The organism is Turicimonas muris, assembly GCF_002221595.1.
GTDB lineage: Bacteria > Pseudomonadota > Gammaproteobacteria > Burkholderiales > Burkholderiaceae_F > Turicimonas > Turicimonas muris.
Map to the genome: position 1 here is coordinate 21,272 of NZ_NHMP01000009.1, position 15,304 is coordinate 36,575.

The window sequence follows — 15,304 nt, forward strand, 5'->3', positions numbered from 1 at the left end:
GTTGTGAGCTACTAAGTTCTGAATAGTTTAAATTCTTTTCAGTCTTAGTAGCAAACATTTTAGGGTGCTACGGAAAATTTTTTTAGAAAGCCGGAACTACGGCACCGTTGTATTTCTGCTCTATGAAGTTTTTTACTTCCGGAGATCTCAGAGCAGACAACAACGCTTTGATTTCCTGTTTGTTTTCGTCTCCTTTGCGGACAGCTATTACGTTAGCGTAAGGAGAATCCTTAGGCTCAATTGCAATAGCATCTTTTGAAGGGTTCAAATTTGCACCGAGAGCAAAGTTAGAGTTGATTACTGCAGCATCAAGATCTTCCAAGGCTCTTGGAAGTGTTGCAGCCTCAACTTCTACAATCTTAACTTTAAGAGGATTGTCAACGATATCCAAAGGAGTTCCGTTAACACCAACTCCGTCTTTCATTCTCAAGACTCCGTTGGCATTTAATACCTGCAAAGCTCTTCCACCGTTAGTCGGATCATTTGGGATACCGATCTTGGCTCCTTTCTTTAGTTCTTTAAGATTTTTGACTTTGTTGGAATAAACACCCATCGGTTCAATATGAACGGAACCGGCGGAAACAAGATTTAATCTATGATCTTTGGAAAAAGCTTCTAAGTAAGGAAGGTGTTGGAAGAAATTGGCATCTAAGTCTTTGTCAGATAAGGCTAAATTCGGCTGAACATAATCAGAGAACTCGATAATCTTCAAATCAATGCCCTTCTCTTTAAGAGCCGGCTGGACGACTTTAAGGATGTCTGCATGAGGTACCGGCGATGCACCAACTTTGATTGTGTCAGCAGCGAATGCTCCGGAAGCAAGAGAAACAAGTGCTAAAGAGAGTAATAACTTTTTCATGATACTTAGAAAGAAGGAATTAATGAACCTTTGAAGTGCTCGAGGATGAAAGCCTTAACTTCCGGGGTTCTTAACGTATTATTCAGCTCCAGGATCTCAGGTCTATTTTGGTCCCCTTCTCTTACTGCCACAATGTTGGCATAAGGAGAGTCCTTTGATTCAATGATAATGGCGTCTTTCACTGGATTTAATCCGGAGCTTAATGCATAGGTTTGATTAATGACACTGGCCTTCACATCGTCCAGAGTTCTAGGAAGAGTTGCAGCTTCGACCTCAATGATCTTCAATTTGAGCGGATTTTCGACAATGTCTTCGATGGAAGCAGAATGACCTACGTTGTCTTTGAGCTTAAGTAAGCCGGCAGAAGCCAACAATTGAAGCGCCCTTCCGCCATTGGTAGGATCATTTGGAATAGTGATTCTGTCGCCCTTCTTGATCTCTTTTACATCTTTGATTTTATTGGAATACAACGCAATAGGAGCAATAAAAATTCCCGGCATTGCATGGAGCTTTAAACCTCTGTCTGCAGCGAATTTATCCATAAATGGCTTGTGCTGGAAGAAGTTGGCATCGATTTCTTTATCCGAGAGAGCAAGGTTAGGCTGAATATAATCAGAAAATTCGATGATTTTCAGATTAATTCCCTTCTCTGCCAGCTTTGGTTTAACAAAATTCAGGATATCTCCGGCCGGGACCGGACTAGCCCCGATTTTGATTGTAACGGGTTCGGCTGCCATGGAAGCGGTTCCAAGAGAAGCAGCAAAAGCCGAGACTGCAAGTAACTTTAGTAAAAACCTTTTCTTCATTTCTACTCCTTAACTTTTATATTTTTCGAGGCTGAGTGCTAAAAAATATACAGTAGAAAATTCCTCTCTTTCGTCTTGGTTCCTTCGATTTTTCATCCGTCCTTTTCTTAGAACCTATTTTCTCAATGGAAACCCTAAATTGGCACGGATTATGCATAGCTCTAATTGTTGTTAATACCAACTAATCAGAGGAAAAAGATGAAACTTATAACCGCAATCATTAAACCGTTCAAACTCGATGAAGTTCGAGAAGGACTTGTAGAACTGGGAATAAGCGGCATTACAGTCGCTGAAGTTAAAGGCTTCGGAAGGCAAAAAGGTCATACAGAGATCTATAGAGGAGCCGAATATGTGGTTGACTTTCTTCCTAAGGTAAGTCTCTCCATTGCATGTCCGGATGCTTTAGTTGATTTAGCTATTGAAAAAATTTGCGAAGCTGCAAGGACAGAAAAAATTGGCGACGGAAAAATTTTTGTCACACCGCTAGAAGAAAGCATTCGCATTAGAACCGGAGAAACTGGGGAGGCAGCATTATGAGTTGGCTCAAACTTTATTTATTTGCCCTACTTGCCCTCTCTTCGTCTGCAAGGGCTGCAGGTGAAATAAATGCCGCTGATGTTTCATGGATGATGGTCGCTACGACACTAGTCCTTTTTATGACTATTCCGGGTATTGCTCTCTTTTATGCCGGGATGGTGAGAAAAAAGAATGTTCTCTCCGTTGTTATGCAAAGTTTTGCAATTTGCTGTGCGGTCACTATCGTCTGGTATGCGGTTGGATATTCTCTTGCTTTTTCAGGCGGAAATTGGTTCGTTGGAAATTTTGACAATGTTTTTCTCAAAAACATCCAGATTGACACCATGCACGGATCCATCCCTGAGATGCTGTTCATGATGTTTCAGATGACGTTTGCCATCTTGACACCTGCTCTTATGTGTGGTGCCTTTGCAGAACGAATCAAATTCTCCGCCCTTTTTCTTTTCATGATTTTGTGGTCTCTTTTCTGCTACGCACCAGTTTGTCACTGGGTATGGGCAGATGAAGGCTGGTTGTTTAAAGCTGGTGCTTTGGACTATGCCGGCGGAACCGTTGTTCATATCAATGCCGGGGTAGCCGGTCTTATTGCCTGTATATATTTAGGCAAGCGTATAGGCTATGGTAAAGAAGTGATGGCTCCGCATAACCTCGTGCTGGCTCTTACCGGTGCTTGTTTCTTGTGGATCGGTTGGTTCGGCTTTAACGGAGGAAGCGGATTGGCTGCAGACTCCAGATCCGTTATGGCGATCGTAGTAAGTCAAATTGCAGCTGCAGCAGCGGCCCTTACCTGGATGATTTGCGAATACATCGTAAATAAGAGGTTCACAGTTCTAGGGGCAATATCGGGGGCTGTTGCCGGCTTAGTTGCTATCACTCCTGCCTCCGGTTTTGTCACTCCGGCTGCCTCTCTATTTATTGGTTGCTGCGGCGGATTGGTGTGCTATTTTGGTGCAACAAGGCTTAAGTACAAATTAGGTTATGACGATTCTTTAGATGCTTTCTGTGTCCATGGTGTCGGCGGCATTGTCGGAGCGCTTCTCACCGGAGTGTTTGCCTCAGACATGATAACAGGTGAAACCATGAAGCCAGTTGCAGAACAGCTATGGATTCAGTTTGAAAGTGTCATTGCCACTTTTATCTATGCGGCTGTCGTAACGTATATTTTCTTGAAGATTGTGGATCTTTTGATCGGCTTGCGTGTATCAGCTGAAGAAGAACGTGTCGGATTAGACCTTTCTCTCCACGGAGAAAGACTCGAATAGTAAAACTTACAATAAACCAAAGGCTCTTCGGAGCCTTTTTTAACGTCCGCACGGCATGTGATACATCTAGCGGCTGCCATTCACGTGATCGAGTTGGGAGGCTAAGACCTAGATTAAGGCAAGCCTGATTGGGCGACCTGTCGGGTGATGGTGCAGGCTGCAAACTTCTCGACTAACGAACAGAATCCACATACCGGTCTTACTGGAAGATAAACGTGCTATTTAACGCAAAGTACATTCGTCTGTCTGTGGGAAAGGTCTTTTTCTACTTATGTGGAAAATCAAAAACATCTTCTGTTTTTCAACTCTTATCAATTCTTAGAAAAATCTTAGAAATTTTTTTCGGTTTCTGCGTAAGAGCACAGGTGGGCTTACAACGAAGCGATTTTGAGCCAAATTTTGGTATCGAAACAGATTTAGAAAGAAGAAAAATAAATCGAAAGCGCCTTAAAAATAAAGTTCAAAAATAAGTCTATTTGCTTGAAAGTAAAGATTTTATTTTGCGTTTTAATACAAAAAAAGACGTTTTTAAACAACCAAACTAATAATACTTTATTGGTGAGTTTGATTTATGTTTTTAATTTTTACCTTGTCAATTTTTACTTAATTATTTAAATTTTTAATAATAATTAATTAAATAAAAATACTTTGGTAATAAATAATATATTAAATATTTATTTAAAGATGTAAAGAATATTTTGAACTTCAAAGATGTATTAAATATAAATATACCATTAGAAGGGTAGGCAAGATGAGGAACTTATTTAATATTTATAGACTAATAGGATAAAGAGAAATATATAAATACTATTATTAATTAATAATATAAATTATTATTTATTCAGATTTAAAAATACATAATTTATTATAACTAAATATAGTTTCTTCCCAAATTACGAAACAATAAATTATTATCTTTAATGGAATTTTTCTTTAGATCTTACTGTCTGAAAATTAAATTTATGATTCAGACAGTCAAATATCTTGTGTATAAAACAGAGTGTTTAACTTATATGATAACTATTTGAAAAATAAAGAATAAATTTATCAACATAGAAAGATCAACTTATATACAAAAATTAAATCTTTAATCAATGGATTTGTTTTAACTCACTGAATATACAGGAAATAAATCAGTTATAAATAATCTGTAATTTATGTTTCTATCTGTTCTTCAATTTAAAATAATCTACCAAATCAATTAGATATATAATTTTTGATATTCACAACCGGATGTGGATATTTTTTGAAGCTGCATATAATGAATTTATTCATCAGTCGCCCTATTTTTCTTTTTACTGTCCGAATAGAGATGAATTGCTATTTAGTAAACTAACTAAATATAGTGTTTATTTATTGTTTATTTAAAATAGGAAGAATTAATATTAAAATATTGCTATATAATTTAAATTTAGATTAAATATCAAAAAAAATAAATTTTAAAATAAATAGTATTAATTAATATTAATACATCAAAATATTTCATATATTTTAAATATTTATATGTGGTTGTGGTATTTATTAAGTTAAACAAAATTAAAATTAATAAAAATACAACTTATTGATATAAAGAAAACATCATTAAAATAATACTCTTTATTATTTAAAATAAATGGTATTAACAATACTGAATAGAATGAAGAGTTAATTTATTAGATGAAAAAATGCTAGTTTAAAAAAACATTAAATTTTCCAAAAAGAAACTTCTGGAAATTACTTTGTTCTGTCGTAGGAATTTTCCGTCGATATTCTGCTTTTGCTTTTGTAAGAAAATAAAAATGAAAATTTGCTAAGCAGGTTTTGAAAATATATTTAGATTGGGCAGGATGGTAAAAAAATAGGGTCTTATTAGCTCTCTCTTTCTAACAAGACCCTTTTAAGAATTAGTATCCTTTGTCCAGATACTTTTACAACCAATCAGGAGAATTGAAAGGATAAATATCCTTTCGAACGTTATTTTTGAACTTTCCTCTTTTTCTATCAAGAACAACTTAAGCTTATAATAGTTAACAAAATTGTTAATTATGATATTTTTGTTGCTTGGTATTCAGAGTACTTTCATTAAAAAATAAAGAGTTAAGCTTATTCAGACGACTATCATCCGTTTCATATTGTTTTTCTTTTTGAATATTTTTTTACACTTAAGGCGTATTTTATGAATAGCGCTCATGACTTAGACACTTGGCGGTTATTTTTTCAGGTGGTCAACTTAGGCTCTGTCTCTAAGGCAGCTCAATCTCTTCATCAAGAAACTTCAGCTATTTCAAGAAAATTAAATAAATTGGAGAAAGATTTAGGTACAGAATTGTTCACAAAGGACGGTCGTAAACTTAAACTCACTTCTGCAGGTTTTGTCGCTTTTTCCAGAATGAGACGAATTGTCCTGGATGTGGGGTGCCTAATCAACGATCTGTCCCAAGGCCGAGATAACCTTGAACAACTTATTACTATTGCTGCACCAATTGGGATCAGTGAAAAGCTTCTGCCCATCTGCTTACTGGAGTACATGAAGATTGAGCCTTCTACAAGATTTTCCTGCCGTTCAATGAGTTATGTGGAGCTTTTCAGTACTGAAACTTTCCAAGGCTATGACATCATTCTAAGTACGAGCCCTATTACGACAGCCACTAATACAACCATGCTGCTTGGCGGCATCAAGCATATTATGACTGCTTCCACAGAATTTCTTCGTGGAGAAAATGTCTCAATAAGAAGACCTGAGGATTTGAACAACTATCCCCTATTCTCCTTTTACTCTAGAAACAGAGAAAGAAACACACATCTAAAAAAAGGCTCTGAAACTTATCACCTTAATCTGGATGCCTGCTGCCGCTTCAACCATCCGGGTGCCATTAAAACGGCAGTATTAGATAATTATGGCATCGGTGTTTATTGCCCTTATTACTTCTATGCGTCAGAGATAAAGAACGGGCAAGTCCAACAGGTTTTGCCCGATTGGACCATGCCGCTTCAACAAGTATATTTAAATAAGAAACATACTCAAAGAGCCTATGTGAATGACTTTATTAACTGGTTCTTCCAAAGATTTATAAATTTTGAGGGAATTATTTCTCCGATGTCCAACGGCTTTTGGATGTCTGATTTTTCTGCTAATTTGGTGCATTTGTGAAAGAAATAGACAGCCTTGTCCTCCTCTCAGAAAAAACAAGCTTTCAGTCTTATCTAGAGGCAGAACTCAGTAAGAAATTTAAAGTCCATCACTTTGGAAAATCAGATATTTCTGTGGTTGGATTCAGTAATTTCATAAGCGTTTTGGCTTTACTTCGCCCTTGCTGCATCATCTACCTCCTTTCATCTTATGAAGGACTAAATGAAAACAATTTTGGATCATATGTTCAAAGAGCCTTAATTGGAACGGAAGCTACCTATTTGGAAGTTAGACCTTTAAATTACGGAGGTTTAACCGCTAAATCCTCTCAAAAGCCTTATTCCGCCTTAGTTAGAACGCTTTTTATTGAGTTGGGATTAGTGCATTCATTTAGAACAAAGAACCTAATCACCGATTTTTTAGAAAAAGTTAAAGACAGAAGAAAAATCACTCTTAAAGAAGAATCAAACTTGCCTCTAATTTCTGAAAGAATGGCTGCTAAATATTTAAGTCTTTTTCTCAATAAGGCTTTTCTAAAACAAGATTTAAACGGGACCTACCAGTTATGTGAGAATGGTTTCCCGCACTTATCGGAAGTATTCGAAGAAGCTTTGAAAACAGCTTCGGTCATCGCTCCGGATAACTACAAGGCTAAGTTAGTTTTTAGTCCGGAAGAACCTTCTAAGGCGCCCTATTCTTTTGATAATACGCAATTTCAAATGGATTCCGAATTGATTCTCGGCGATTGGCGAGATGGTGTAATTGAAACCGCATCGGGTTGGGTTTCAGAACATATCAATTAAATATTAGCTGCCTCCTTTATCACAATCGAGTAGAGGGTTGGGTTGCCCCGTCCCCCTCTCACAGCACCCACCGTACGGTTCCGTAGTGGGCGCTTCATTAACAAATCGCCATAAAGCGGAGAAAATATAACGTAAGGTTCCCATGGCTCGATAAGAGCCGTGGATTTTCCGGCATTAGCTCTCTGCTTGCAATTGTTTGTAGGTAGACGGAAGCCATGGCTTGAGGTCGTAATCTTCCAGTCCGTGCTTGAAGTCCAAGGAACCTATCTTCTTGGTTTTATCGTGTCCGTCTTTTAACGCTTCTGTCCAAGCCTTATCGAGGACGTGACCATAGACGCTCCGACAGTACTTTTTCAAATATTCCACTGGGGCTATGCCGTTGAGTTCGAGCGTCTTAAAGATAGAGTAGATGTCGCACATATCCACCGCATACTCAACCGATTGTTTATACCAAATGTTTTTCCTCAGAACTGTCACCGGCCTCAAGCGGCTTTCTACCAGATTAGAGTCAGCCGGTACTTTGAAGTCATCGATAAATACCTTAAATTCATTGCGCAAATTCATATAGTAAGCGCATGCCGCTGAGTACAACCCGCCTCCGACTCCTTTCTTATATAAACCAGATTGAGTTTTTATACAGATTTTGTCGGCTTGGCAGGACATTATTTTATCTACCGCCGTTAATAAAGAGTCCTGGCGCCTGCGGTATTCCTCCTGCTTCCTCTGCGAGACTTCCTTCGATATTGCCTCTTGCAGGTTATACAGCTTTGATAGTGCCTCAACACAGATAAGCACGCAGCTGCCTGGCTCAGCCTGTTGGACTCTTATCTTCATCTGCCTGAGCTTTTCTTTTTCACCGAGCGCTGATTGATGAAGTTCTTTTAAAAAACTGCTGCTTAACAGAGCACTGAGAAGTTTGCGCCGGTAGTGGATTAAACAGCTTTGATGCTTTCTTTCCCCGCCTAGTGCCTGAAGAACTGTTTCATAGGCGCTATAGCCATCGGTTACTAAAGTATTGAACTGGAAGTCTGATGTGATTTGTGAGCTAATTGCTTGAGCGCTTCGGCTTGGTAAATATTTAAGGATAAATATTTGTTCAGGCGCTGAAGCTGCTGTTGTCAGAGCCAGAAGATAATTCTGTTTGCGCAGCTTAGTCTCATCCATGCACTCCTTGGCACACTTTCCTCTTCCCTGAGCTTCAAGCACCGGAAATACAGTTTCATCTGCGATTAGTACATCGGCTTTCTTTAAAGAGGATTCATAAAGCAGAGCAAGAGGATGCAGGTAAAAGCGGGCTAAATCATGCAAGTTGTACGAGACGGTGTCATGGCCCAAGCAAAGCTTTTGCTGCAGCTCCTTAATCTGTCTGTGCAGCGGTATTCCGCTGTAAAGTCCCATAGCTAGCTCAACTAGCATCGATGTACCGACTGTGCGTGCGCAGTTAACCGGATGCTCTGCATCGACCGGGAGCCTGACATGTGCTTGTCCGCATTTGGGACATACATAAACATCTTGCCGCTGAGAGAGCGCCTCAAGATTATCCAGTTTCGGCAGTGTCTTTCTTCTTATTGTTTCTACAAAGCTAGAGAGCTTTATCATCTCTTCCGTGCAGCCTTTACAGTGAGGAACTTTGTCGGAAGCAGGAACAACGGTGCGCTCCCTTACCTTTGGATTTACCTTTTGGCGCCCAAGGCTCGGTTTCTTTTCTAAAGCGGCAATCGAAGCAGCAGGCTCATTGACGATGCTTTTAAATTCTCCGGCTAACGGAGTGTTTTCCGGCAACGATTTAACGACTTGATCGACGATGCGTGTGGCCTCTATCAGTTCTTTGCTGCCGTTAACCCACGAGCCTTTGTTTTCTTTGAGTTCTTTATCAACCTCAGCCCTGCCAATTTTTTCCGATCCTTTTCCCAGTAACGCTTGAAATTGACTCGAACTATTTTCAGCCAAGACTCTGAGCGATTCAAGCATATGGCTGATCTGCTGTTCAATGGCTAGCCCCATCCATTTATCTTCGGCAATCAGATATTTGTCGGCTAATAAGGCCACTTCTTTACAGTTGTGAAATGCGTTGATGACAATTGTGGAGAGCCCGCGAAATCGCGCCTGTATTTCTTCTTTTTCTTTTTCCGTTTTAAGCACAAGCTCAATGAGTTCTTCTTGTGACAAATTTTTGAGCTGCTTCTTGTTGAACACTTTGCTCTCCGGTTGGGAATGCCGAACACTGTTCAATTATGAAGCAACTGAAAGCAGATTAAAACCGGCCTTCGCAGTCCCCTCCAAAGCTCTCAAATACCATGGCTAAAAGCCTTGGTGATCAAGGTTTATAGGATGGATTTTTTTAACGCTGGTTATCAAACAAAGTGTTACAACTTATTGTTCCTTAAAGTAGTTTTTGCGGGCTCCTTCAATGCGTTTTCCATTTAAAAAGGATACGAGCTGTTCAGCTGTTAGGCTTCTTTTAGCCGGGCTGTCAAGAAGACTCATTAGCTGTTGGAAGCTCCCATGATGCAGCCGTCTGGTTATCAAAGTCATTCCCGACTGGTCAGCTGCGATAATCTTGGCCAGCGCCCGTGTACGAGATAAAAACACAACACAATGATTGCCCGAGCAGATGTCTATATTAAGAGTGCTTCTAGCAAAGGCTTCCAGTCTAAAGTAACCGGCTCGTAGATCAGTGGCAGTGGTGACGACCGTAATCTTGCAGCCTTTAAAGTTCAGAAAACTCATGACTGCACTCCGAGAAGCATCTTTATCAAACCTCTGGCTTCAAGGCTAGGATCCGCCGTTTCATAGCTCACAGTAACCTCCGATCTTACAGAAACGGTAATTTGCTTCGAGGCTGGTCCTAATTCTGCCGGCTTTTCTACTGCGGCCGGCTCGATTTCAAATATCTCAACCTCGTCTTCTTGCATATCTTGCTCGGCTGCCTCAAGTTCGTCGGGGACAACTGTTGGGCTCGGATTGGCTTCCACTGTAACGGATGGAAAGGAAAGAACGTAGTCGGCTTGGCTCATGTAAAACTCCTCTCGGTTGTTCAATAAGCCAATTTTTCACCTTCGCTAGAAAATATTCATCACAGTCATGGGAACCTTACAATATAACCCTAATCTGGCGAAACGGGCGTTCTTGATGGTCAGGTTCATATGAGCCTGACCCGAATTCCACCACGCACCTCTGCCATTAACCGAACTTTTCCAGGCTGTCTCAGGGTCAAGGCCTAGTCTAACAAGGTTCTTTTCCCTGATCTTTGGTTTCTTCCATGCAACCCAGATAAGTTCCCGAAGATGATGTCGGATTCGTTCATCCATCTCATTCCAAAATTTCTTCCTGGTGTCCAGTCGATAGTAGTTCCTCCATCCTCTTAGGACTGGCGTCAATCTTTCTATCGTCTTTTTCAAAGAAGTTCCCCGTGCTGAGTTAAAGATCTTATGAAGCTTCGTCCAGAGTCTCCTCACTGACTTCTTCGCCACGACAATACGTTTACTGTCTGCTTTGGAGAACGTGTAGCCGAGAAATGTTGAGTCCTTAGGACGAAAGGTTCCGCTCTTATCACGATTAACTCGTAACTTGAGCTCTCCTTCCACGTATTGTGTGATGCTGTTTAATACTCGTTGAGCTGCTTTCTCAGATTTAACGTATATGTTGCAGTCATCGGCATATCTGACGTGACTCAGTCCTCTAGAGTCGATTTCCCAATCGAGTTCGGTGAGCATAACATTTGAAAGCAATGGACTGAGAGGTGAGCCTTGAGGTGCCCCTTGTGTCCGAGGGCTTGCAAGCCCGTCCTCCATGATACCTGCGTTGAGATATCTTCTTATTAGCTTCAGGAGTGGCTTATCTGTTATCACTCGGCTGACTCTATCCATCAGAATGTCGTGGTTGACTCTGTCAAAGAATTTGGACAGATCCATTTCTACAACCCAACATTTGCCTGATTCCACATATTCTTGAGCTTTCAGCACGGCCTGTTGGCAGTTTCTTCCTTCCCTGAACCCGTAGCTTTTATTTGAGAATTGTTCCCCAAAGTCGCCTCCTATGGTCATCACTATGGCCTGTTGGATTGTGCGATCAAGTAATGTTGGTATTCCCAACATTCTTGTCCCGCCGTTAGGTTTGGAAATGTCCACCCGTTTGACGGGCGCCGGTATATAGGTACCGTTTCTCAGTTTCTGCTTGATTTTCTCCCCGTGTTTCTCCAGAAATCGCGGTAAGTCCTCAAAAGTGATGCCGTCTACGCCGGCCGCACCTTTATTTCTTATCACCTTCTGGGCCGCTTCCTCGAGAACTAAACATACAATCTCGATTAGCGGAAGTCCTTTAGGTTCTGCTTTCGTCCATTGTGATTTCGCCATGACTAGCTCCTCTTGCTTCGGCTGTCTACCGCACCGCGCAGTTCTGGCCGCCTTGTGTTGTAACAGACGCTCTGAGAGCGTTAGTCTGAGCTCCTGCAATAGTCATGAGAGTAATCACCTCTACTTACATCGTTAATGTTCGGTCCTTCGAGTTGCCACTACTATGACCTCGGCTGACTTCTGATTTAACATCCAGTTCCCTCTCGAGTTCTGTAACCGGTGGCATTAAATCAGAACTCCCCAAGTATGACGTCGCTCTTTCCTGCCTGTCCATCGGATCTACGTCCTAGGGTCCTGTATGAGTATTGGGTGTTGGGTAGCTATGCCCCAGACCCGTCTAGACCGCCTCATATCCGCTTCCTGTTCGTTGAACATGCATTTTGCTATCAGCTTCCTTCAAGCTTAACGTCACCGTTAAACCCTTGCCGAGTCGCTAACCTTTCTCCTCATCGGGCAGGTTCGGGATTTGCGCCCTATAGAGGGACGCCCTGCTGGGCGCACATAGAAAAAAGGCGGAGAACTCTTCACTCTCCGCCTCTTCCTACTTACTCAGGAATTAAGCTTTTTTGCCCATTACGTTTCGACCTGCAACGTAGCCGGAAGTATGTGCGAAACCGCAAGCATTACCGCCGCAGTAGAAGGCTCCATGGACACCGGCAACTGTTTCACCTGCTGCATAGAAGTGGTTAACCGGCTTCAGATCCCATCCGAGAACCTGGAGATCTTCGTTAACTCGAACACCACCGCAAGAGAGGTTGTTCCAAGGTTCCATCTTGATCATGTACCAAGGACCTTGGCTCAGTTTCCACTGCTGATCTGTGCGTCCGAACTGTGTATCGTTCTTGGTTTCAACGGCCTTATTCCATTGGTCAAGCTGTTTCTTCAAGCCTTCAAGATTGACACCGGATTTCTTGCTGAGTTCTTCCAATGTATCGCACTTCCAAAGGTTTTCGCCCTTAGCAAATTCGGAGTTAACTCTTTCAGCTGGCCAGCTTGGAAGACCGATAAGAGCGCCCAGTTTAATCTTGCTTAATGTGCGATCCCATCCAGCCTGGTCTGTCAAGACATAGTGGCATCCTTCAGGTTGGAAAGCCAAATGCGGTGTAACGTGGCAGATACCTTCTTTTTCTGTAATGAAGCGCTGTCCGTTCTTGTTAACCAAGATTCCGCCGTTGTTGGTGATAAACCACCAGCGGCAGTACGGGCCGTTACGTCCATTAATGACGATACCGCATGGGTAGGAAGCGATATATTGCATATGAGAAAGAGGTACACCAACGTCACGGACGGCGATTCTCATTGCTGTACCATCGTTCTTCGGACCGCCGATGGCTACACCCTTACCTGCTACGCTCGGAACCCAAGAGTCTAAGGATTCAGGAGTACCGGTGATACCGCCTGTTGCCATAATGACGCCCTTGTTTGCCTTAACGTTCTTAGCCTTGTCTCCTTCTCCAACCTGTACACCGAGAACTGTATTAGTTTCCGGATCAAAGTAGAAGCGAGTGACTCCCATTCCGTGATTAATCTTGATACCGCGTTGGTCTAAAAGCTTAACCAAAACTTCGATGTAGTCACGGCCTTTGAAAGAATCCTGTCTATGGGCTCTCAGGCGAGAATGACCTGCATAAGGTTCCAGATGGTGTTTTGCCAGACCGTTGTCAGCCAAGAAGTCAAATGCTTTACCGGAATTCTTGGCGAAGCAGTAAACAGGTTCTTTTAAGCTCATGTAGTTACCATAAGCCATAATGTCTTCGGCAAATTGCTGCCAAGAGTCTTTTTTGCCTTCCGGGTCAGCATTCTGGAGCTTTGAACCCCAAGCTGTGAACAAGCCGCCGCAAAGATTTATAGCAGTGTGGAATGGAGACTTGCCTGCGTCATAGACGGCGACTTTACCGCCGGCGTCATGAGCCTGGCAGGCTGCCATCATGCCTGCACCGCCGCAGCCTAATACGACTACGTCAACTTCGTCATCCCATTTTGCAGGGGCGGAAGAATTTGAAGAAGCGGCAAATGCCGGTGCTGCAACTGCTGAGGCACCTGCTGCTGCAGCGGCACCTAAGAAAGAACGACGAGAAATATTCTTTGACATGACTTATTCTCCTTTCATCTTGATATCGAAAGTGTGGCAATCATTGCATTCGAGGCGTGGTTTGCCTTTAACGCTGTGGCAGTTAGTGCAGTTTTGTTCGCCACGGTGAGAAGAATGAGGATTAGGATTCAATTTAGCTGTTTTTTGTGCAACTGCATCGTAAGACTGATGGCACATCAAGCAGTCTTTTGTCTGAGCATTTTCAGGAAGATTTGCATGCATCGGGGAGTTTTTCAGCTGAGCCTGTGCTGAAAAACTGATGGTGGCTGCGCAAAGAGTAAGGGCAGCTATTTTAAGTAAGCGGGAAAATTGCATTTATTTTTCTCCTTGGTAGGGATTGAGGATTTAAGTTGTTTTAAATCCGTTAAGTGAAATTTAAGGCAAGTCCGAAGATCGGCATACCTACCAAAGGACATCAGTAGTTCTACTTATTATTGCAAATTTTTATAGAATCTAATATATTCAATTAGTTATATTAAATATAGACATCCAATACATATTGAATTTTTGCCTAAATGCATCTTTGATAAACCTTGAAGAAGAAATCCGCGATGTTCTTTCTCCTGACAAAATGAGAAATTTCGGAATTCAATAGATTTAAGAAGAGGCTTTTTCCATCCAATAAAAAAGCTCGGCGATTAACCGAGCCTTCAAGGATTAATTCCTACTATTTTCTTAAAGTTAGTTTGACACCGGCAAGAAGCAAGGCAGCCAAAACTGCTTTTAGCATGGCCGGTGCGAAGAAAGGAAGCAAACCGACTGCAAAGGCTTTCTCGGAACCAGTTAAAAGCATGAGCCACAGACCGCCGAACACGACAATGGAGATATTGGATAAGAACTGAGCGATTGTGCTCTTAACGATCTTCTCTCCTGTCCATCCTCTTTCCGCCAAAAGTCCTGCAATTAAAGCGCCGAAAGGAAATGCGATTAAATAGCCTCCAGTTGGACCTACCAAAGCAGCAGGACCGGACAAAGGTGTAGCAAAAATCGGCAAACCGCCTAAACCAGCCAATACAAAAGCCAAAACGGTTAAAAAGCCCTTGCGTGCGCCGAGAACCGCGCCGATTAAACCAATCGCGCAAGTTTGCATTGTTAACGGAACCGGTCCAATCTGAACAGACATTTTGCTTGCAGCTACTAATGCAATAAAGGCTGCGGAACATGTCAAAATGGTTTTGAGTGAAGGGACAGTGACTCCCCATGTTTGAGTGTTAGCCATTCATTTCTCCTTATATAGACGCAGAAAATAATAACGGCTTTTCACAGTCGTTTTTCTTCTTTGAATCCTCTTCTTTTCCTAGATACGTCCTGAAACAGAGGGACTTAAGAAAAGATCAAGAAAGATATTTTGAAATGGCCCGAGATAATGAAAGTTAGCTGAGGGGCAAGCTACGTGAGCTTATTAATCAATATGTAACTAGATGTGACTTTGAATAAAACCTATTCCAGACACAGTTTTCTTCTTTGTTACAAAATGACCG

General features: G+C 41.6%; 14 protein-coding genes. 5 read left to right on the top strand and 9 right to left on the bottom strand.

Annotated features, from left to right (window positions below; translation table 11 throughout):
* Positions 1–82: 82 nt before the first annotated feature.
* Together ADH67_RS11115 and ADH67_RS11120 are read right to left on the bottom strand one after the other, a co-directional pair.
* Positions 83–859, bottom strand: a complete 777-nt coding sequence (locus tag ADH67_RS11115) for a MetQ/NlpA family ABC transporter substrate-binding protein (protein WP_066592251.1) — start codon at positions 857–859, stop codon at positions 83–85.
* 5 nt (positions 860–864) lie between these two features.
* Positions 865–1,665, bottom strand: coding sequence for a MetQ/NlpA family ABC transporter substrate-binding protein (locus ADH67_RS11120; protein ID WP_066592250.1), 801 nt, complete (start codon positions 1,663–1,665; stop codon positions 865–867).
* A gap of 198 nt (positions 1,666–1,863) precedes the next feature.
* On the opposite strand from ADH67_RS11120, the gene ADH67_RS11125 reads away from it, so the two are divergent.
* From ADH67_RS11125 to ADH67_RS11145, 5 genes are all read left to right on the top strand, one after another.
* Complete coding sequence (locus ADH67_RS11125) at positions 1,864–2,202, top strand: P-II family nitrogen regulator (protein ID WP_066592248.1); 339 nt, start codon at positions 1,864–1,866, stop codon at positions 2,200–2,202.
* Positions 2,199–3,464: an ammonium transporter gene (locus tag ADH67_RS11130; protein ID WP_066592240.1), complete on the top strand. Its 1,266-nt coding sequence runs from the start codon at positions 2,199–2,201 to the stop codon at positions 3,462–3,464. Before ADH67_RS11125 ends, ADH67_RS11130 begins: the two co-directional genes overlap by 4 nt.
* Before the next feature lie 215 nt (positions 3,465–3,679).
* Positions 3,680–3,934 (top strand): hypothetical protein, encoded by a 255-nt coding sequence (locus tag ADH67_RS11135; protein ID WP_066592239.1) that lies wholly within the window; start codon positions 3,680–3,682, stop codon positions 3,932–3,934.
* A 1,685-nt stretch (positions 3,935–5,619) separates the two neighbouring features.
* Complete coding sequence (locus ADH67_RS11140) at positions 5,620–6,594, top strand: LysR family transcriptional regulator (RefSeq protein WP_066592237.1); 975 nt, start codon at positions 5,620–5,622, stop codon at positions 6,592–6,594.
* Complete coding sequence (locus ADH67_RS11145) at positions 6,591–7,376, top strand: Rossmann-fold NAD(P)-binding domain-containing protein (RefSeq protein ID WP_066592235.1); 786 nt, start codon at positions 6,591–6,593, stop codon at positions 7,374–7,376. The genes ADH67_RS11140 and ADH67_RS11145 overlap by 4 nt, the downstream gene beginning before the upstream one ends.
* A 174-nt stretch (positions 7,377–7,550) precedes the next feature.
* Here ADH67_RS11145 and ADH67_RS11150 read toward each other — a convergent pair whose 3' ends face one another.
* From ADH67_RS11150 to ADH67_RS11180, 7 genes are all read right to left on the bottom strand, one after another.
* The gene (locus ADH67_RS11150) at positions 7,551–9,572 is read right to left on the bottom strand and encodes an IS66 family transposase (RefSeq protein ID WP_066592232.1); all 2,022 of its coding nucleotides are present in this window, start codon (positions 9,570–9,572) and stop codon (positions 7,551–7,553) included.
* Between the two features lie 177 nt (positions 9,573–9,749).
* Positions 9,750–10,106, bottom strand: a complete 357-nt coding sequence (gene tnpB, locus ADH67_RS11155; protein ID WP_066591535.1) for an IS66 family insertion sequence element accessory protein TnpB — start codon at positions 10,104–10,106, stop codon at positions 9,750–9,752.
* Positions 10,103–10,393 carry a hypothetical protein gene (locus ADH67_RS11160; protein ID WP_066591529.1) on the bottom strand — a complete coding sequence of 97 codons (291 nt, stop codon included), beginning with the start codon at positions 10,391–10,393 and terminating at the stop codon, positions 10,103–10,105. The genes tnpB and ADH67_RS11160 overlap by 4 nt, the downstream gene beginning before the upstream one ends.
* Positions 10,394–10,438: 45 nt before the next feature.
* Positions 10,439–11,731 (bottom strand): group II intron reverse transcriptase/maturase, encoded by a 1,293-nt coding sequence (ltrA, locus tag ADH67_RS11165; protein WP_089275757.1) that lies wholly within the window; start codon positions 11,729–11,731, stop codon positions 10,439–10,441.
* 556 nt (positions 11,732–12,287) lie between these two features.
* On the bottom strand, positions 12,288–13,823 hold the full coding sequence (locus ADH67_RS11170; RefSeq protein ID WP_066592229.1) for an FAD-dependent oxidoreductase: 1,536 nt from the start codon (positions 13,821–13,823) through the stop codon (positions 12,288–12,290).
* A 3-nt stretch (positions 13,824–13,826) separates the two neighbouring features.
* Entirely contained in the window at positions 13,827–14,138 is a 312-nt protein-coding gene (locus ADH67_RS11175; protein ID WP_066592226.1) for a cytochrome c3 family protein, read from the bottom strand.
* Positions 14,139–14,490: 352 nt separating this feature from the next.
* A complete protein-coding gene (locus ADH67_RS11180; RefSeq protein ID WP_066592218.1) occupies positions 14,491–15,042 on the bottom strand; it encodes a biotin transporter BioY in 552 nt (183 codons plus the stop codon).
* Positions 15,043–15,304: the final 262 nt, after the last annotated feature.

Excerpts from the sequence above, each read along its gene's own strand:
- ADH67_RS11175 (WP_066592226.1), bottom strand. The coding sequence starts at position 14,138 with ATGCAATTTTCCCGCTTACTTAAAATAGCTGCCCTTACTCTTTGCGCA.
- ADH67_RS11125 (WP_066592248.1), top strand. The coding sequence starts at position 1,864 with ATGAAACTTATAACCGCAATCATTAAACCGTTCAAACTCGATGAAGTT.
- ADH67_RS11120 (WP_066592250.1), bottom strand. The coding sequence starts at position 1,665 with ATGAAGAAAAGGTTTTTACTAAAGTTACTTGCAGTCTCGGCTTTTGCT.
- ADH67_RS11170 (WP_066592229.1), bottom strand. The coding sequence starts at position 13,823 with ATGTCAAAGAATATTTCTCGTCGTTCTTTCTTAGGTGCCGCTGCAGCA.
- ADH67_RS11140 (WP_066592237.1), top strand. The coding sequence starts at position 5,620 with ATGAATAGCGCTCATGACTTAGACACTTGGCGGTTATTTTTTCAGGTG.
- ADH67_RS11130 (WP_066592240.1), top strand. The coding sequence starts at position 2,199 with ATGAGTTGGCTCAAACTTTATTTATTTGCCCTACTTGCCCTCTCTTCG.
- ADH67_RS11160 (WP_066591529.1), bottom strand. The coding sequence starts at position 10,393 with ATGAGCCAAGCCGACTACGTTCTTTCCTTTCCATCCGTTACAGTGGAA.
- ADH67_RS11180 (WP_066592218.1), bottom strand. The coding sequence starts at position 15,042 with ATGGCTAACACTCAAACATGGGGAGTCACTGTCCCTTCACTCAAAACC.
- tnpB (WP_066591535.1), bottom strand. The coding sequence starts at position 10,106 with ATGAGTTTTCTGAACTTTAAAGGCTGCAAGATTACGGTCGTCACCACT.
- ltrA (WP_089275757.1), bottom strand. The coding sequence starts at position 11,731 with ATGGCGAAATCACAATGGACGAAAGCAGAACCTAAAGGACTTCCGCTA.
- ADH67_RS11115 (WP_066592251.1), bottom strand. The coding sequence starts at position 859 with ATGAAAAAGTTATTACTCTCTTTAGCACTTGTTTCTCTTGCTTCCGGA.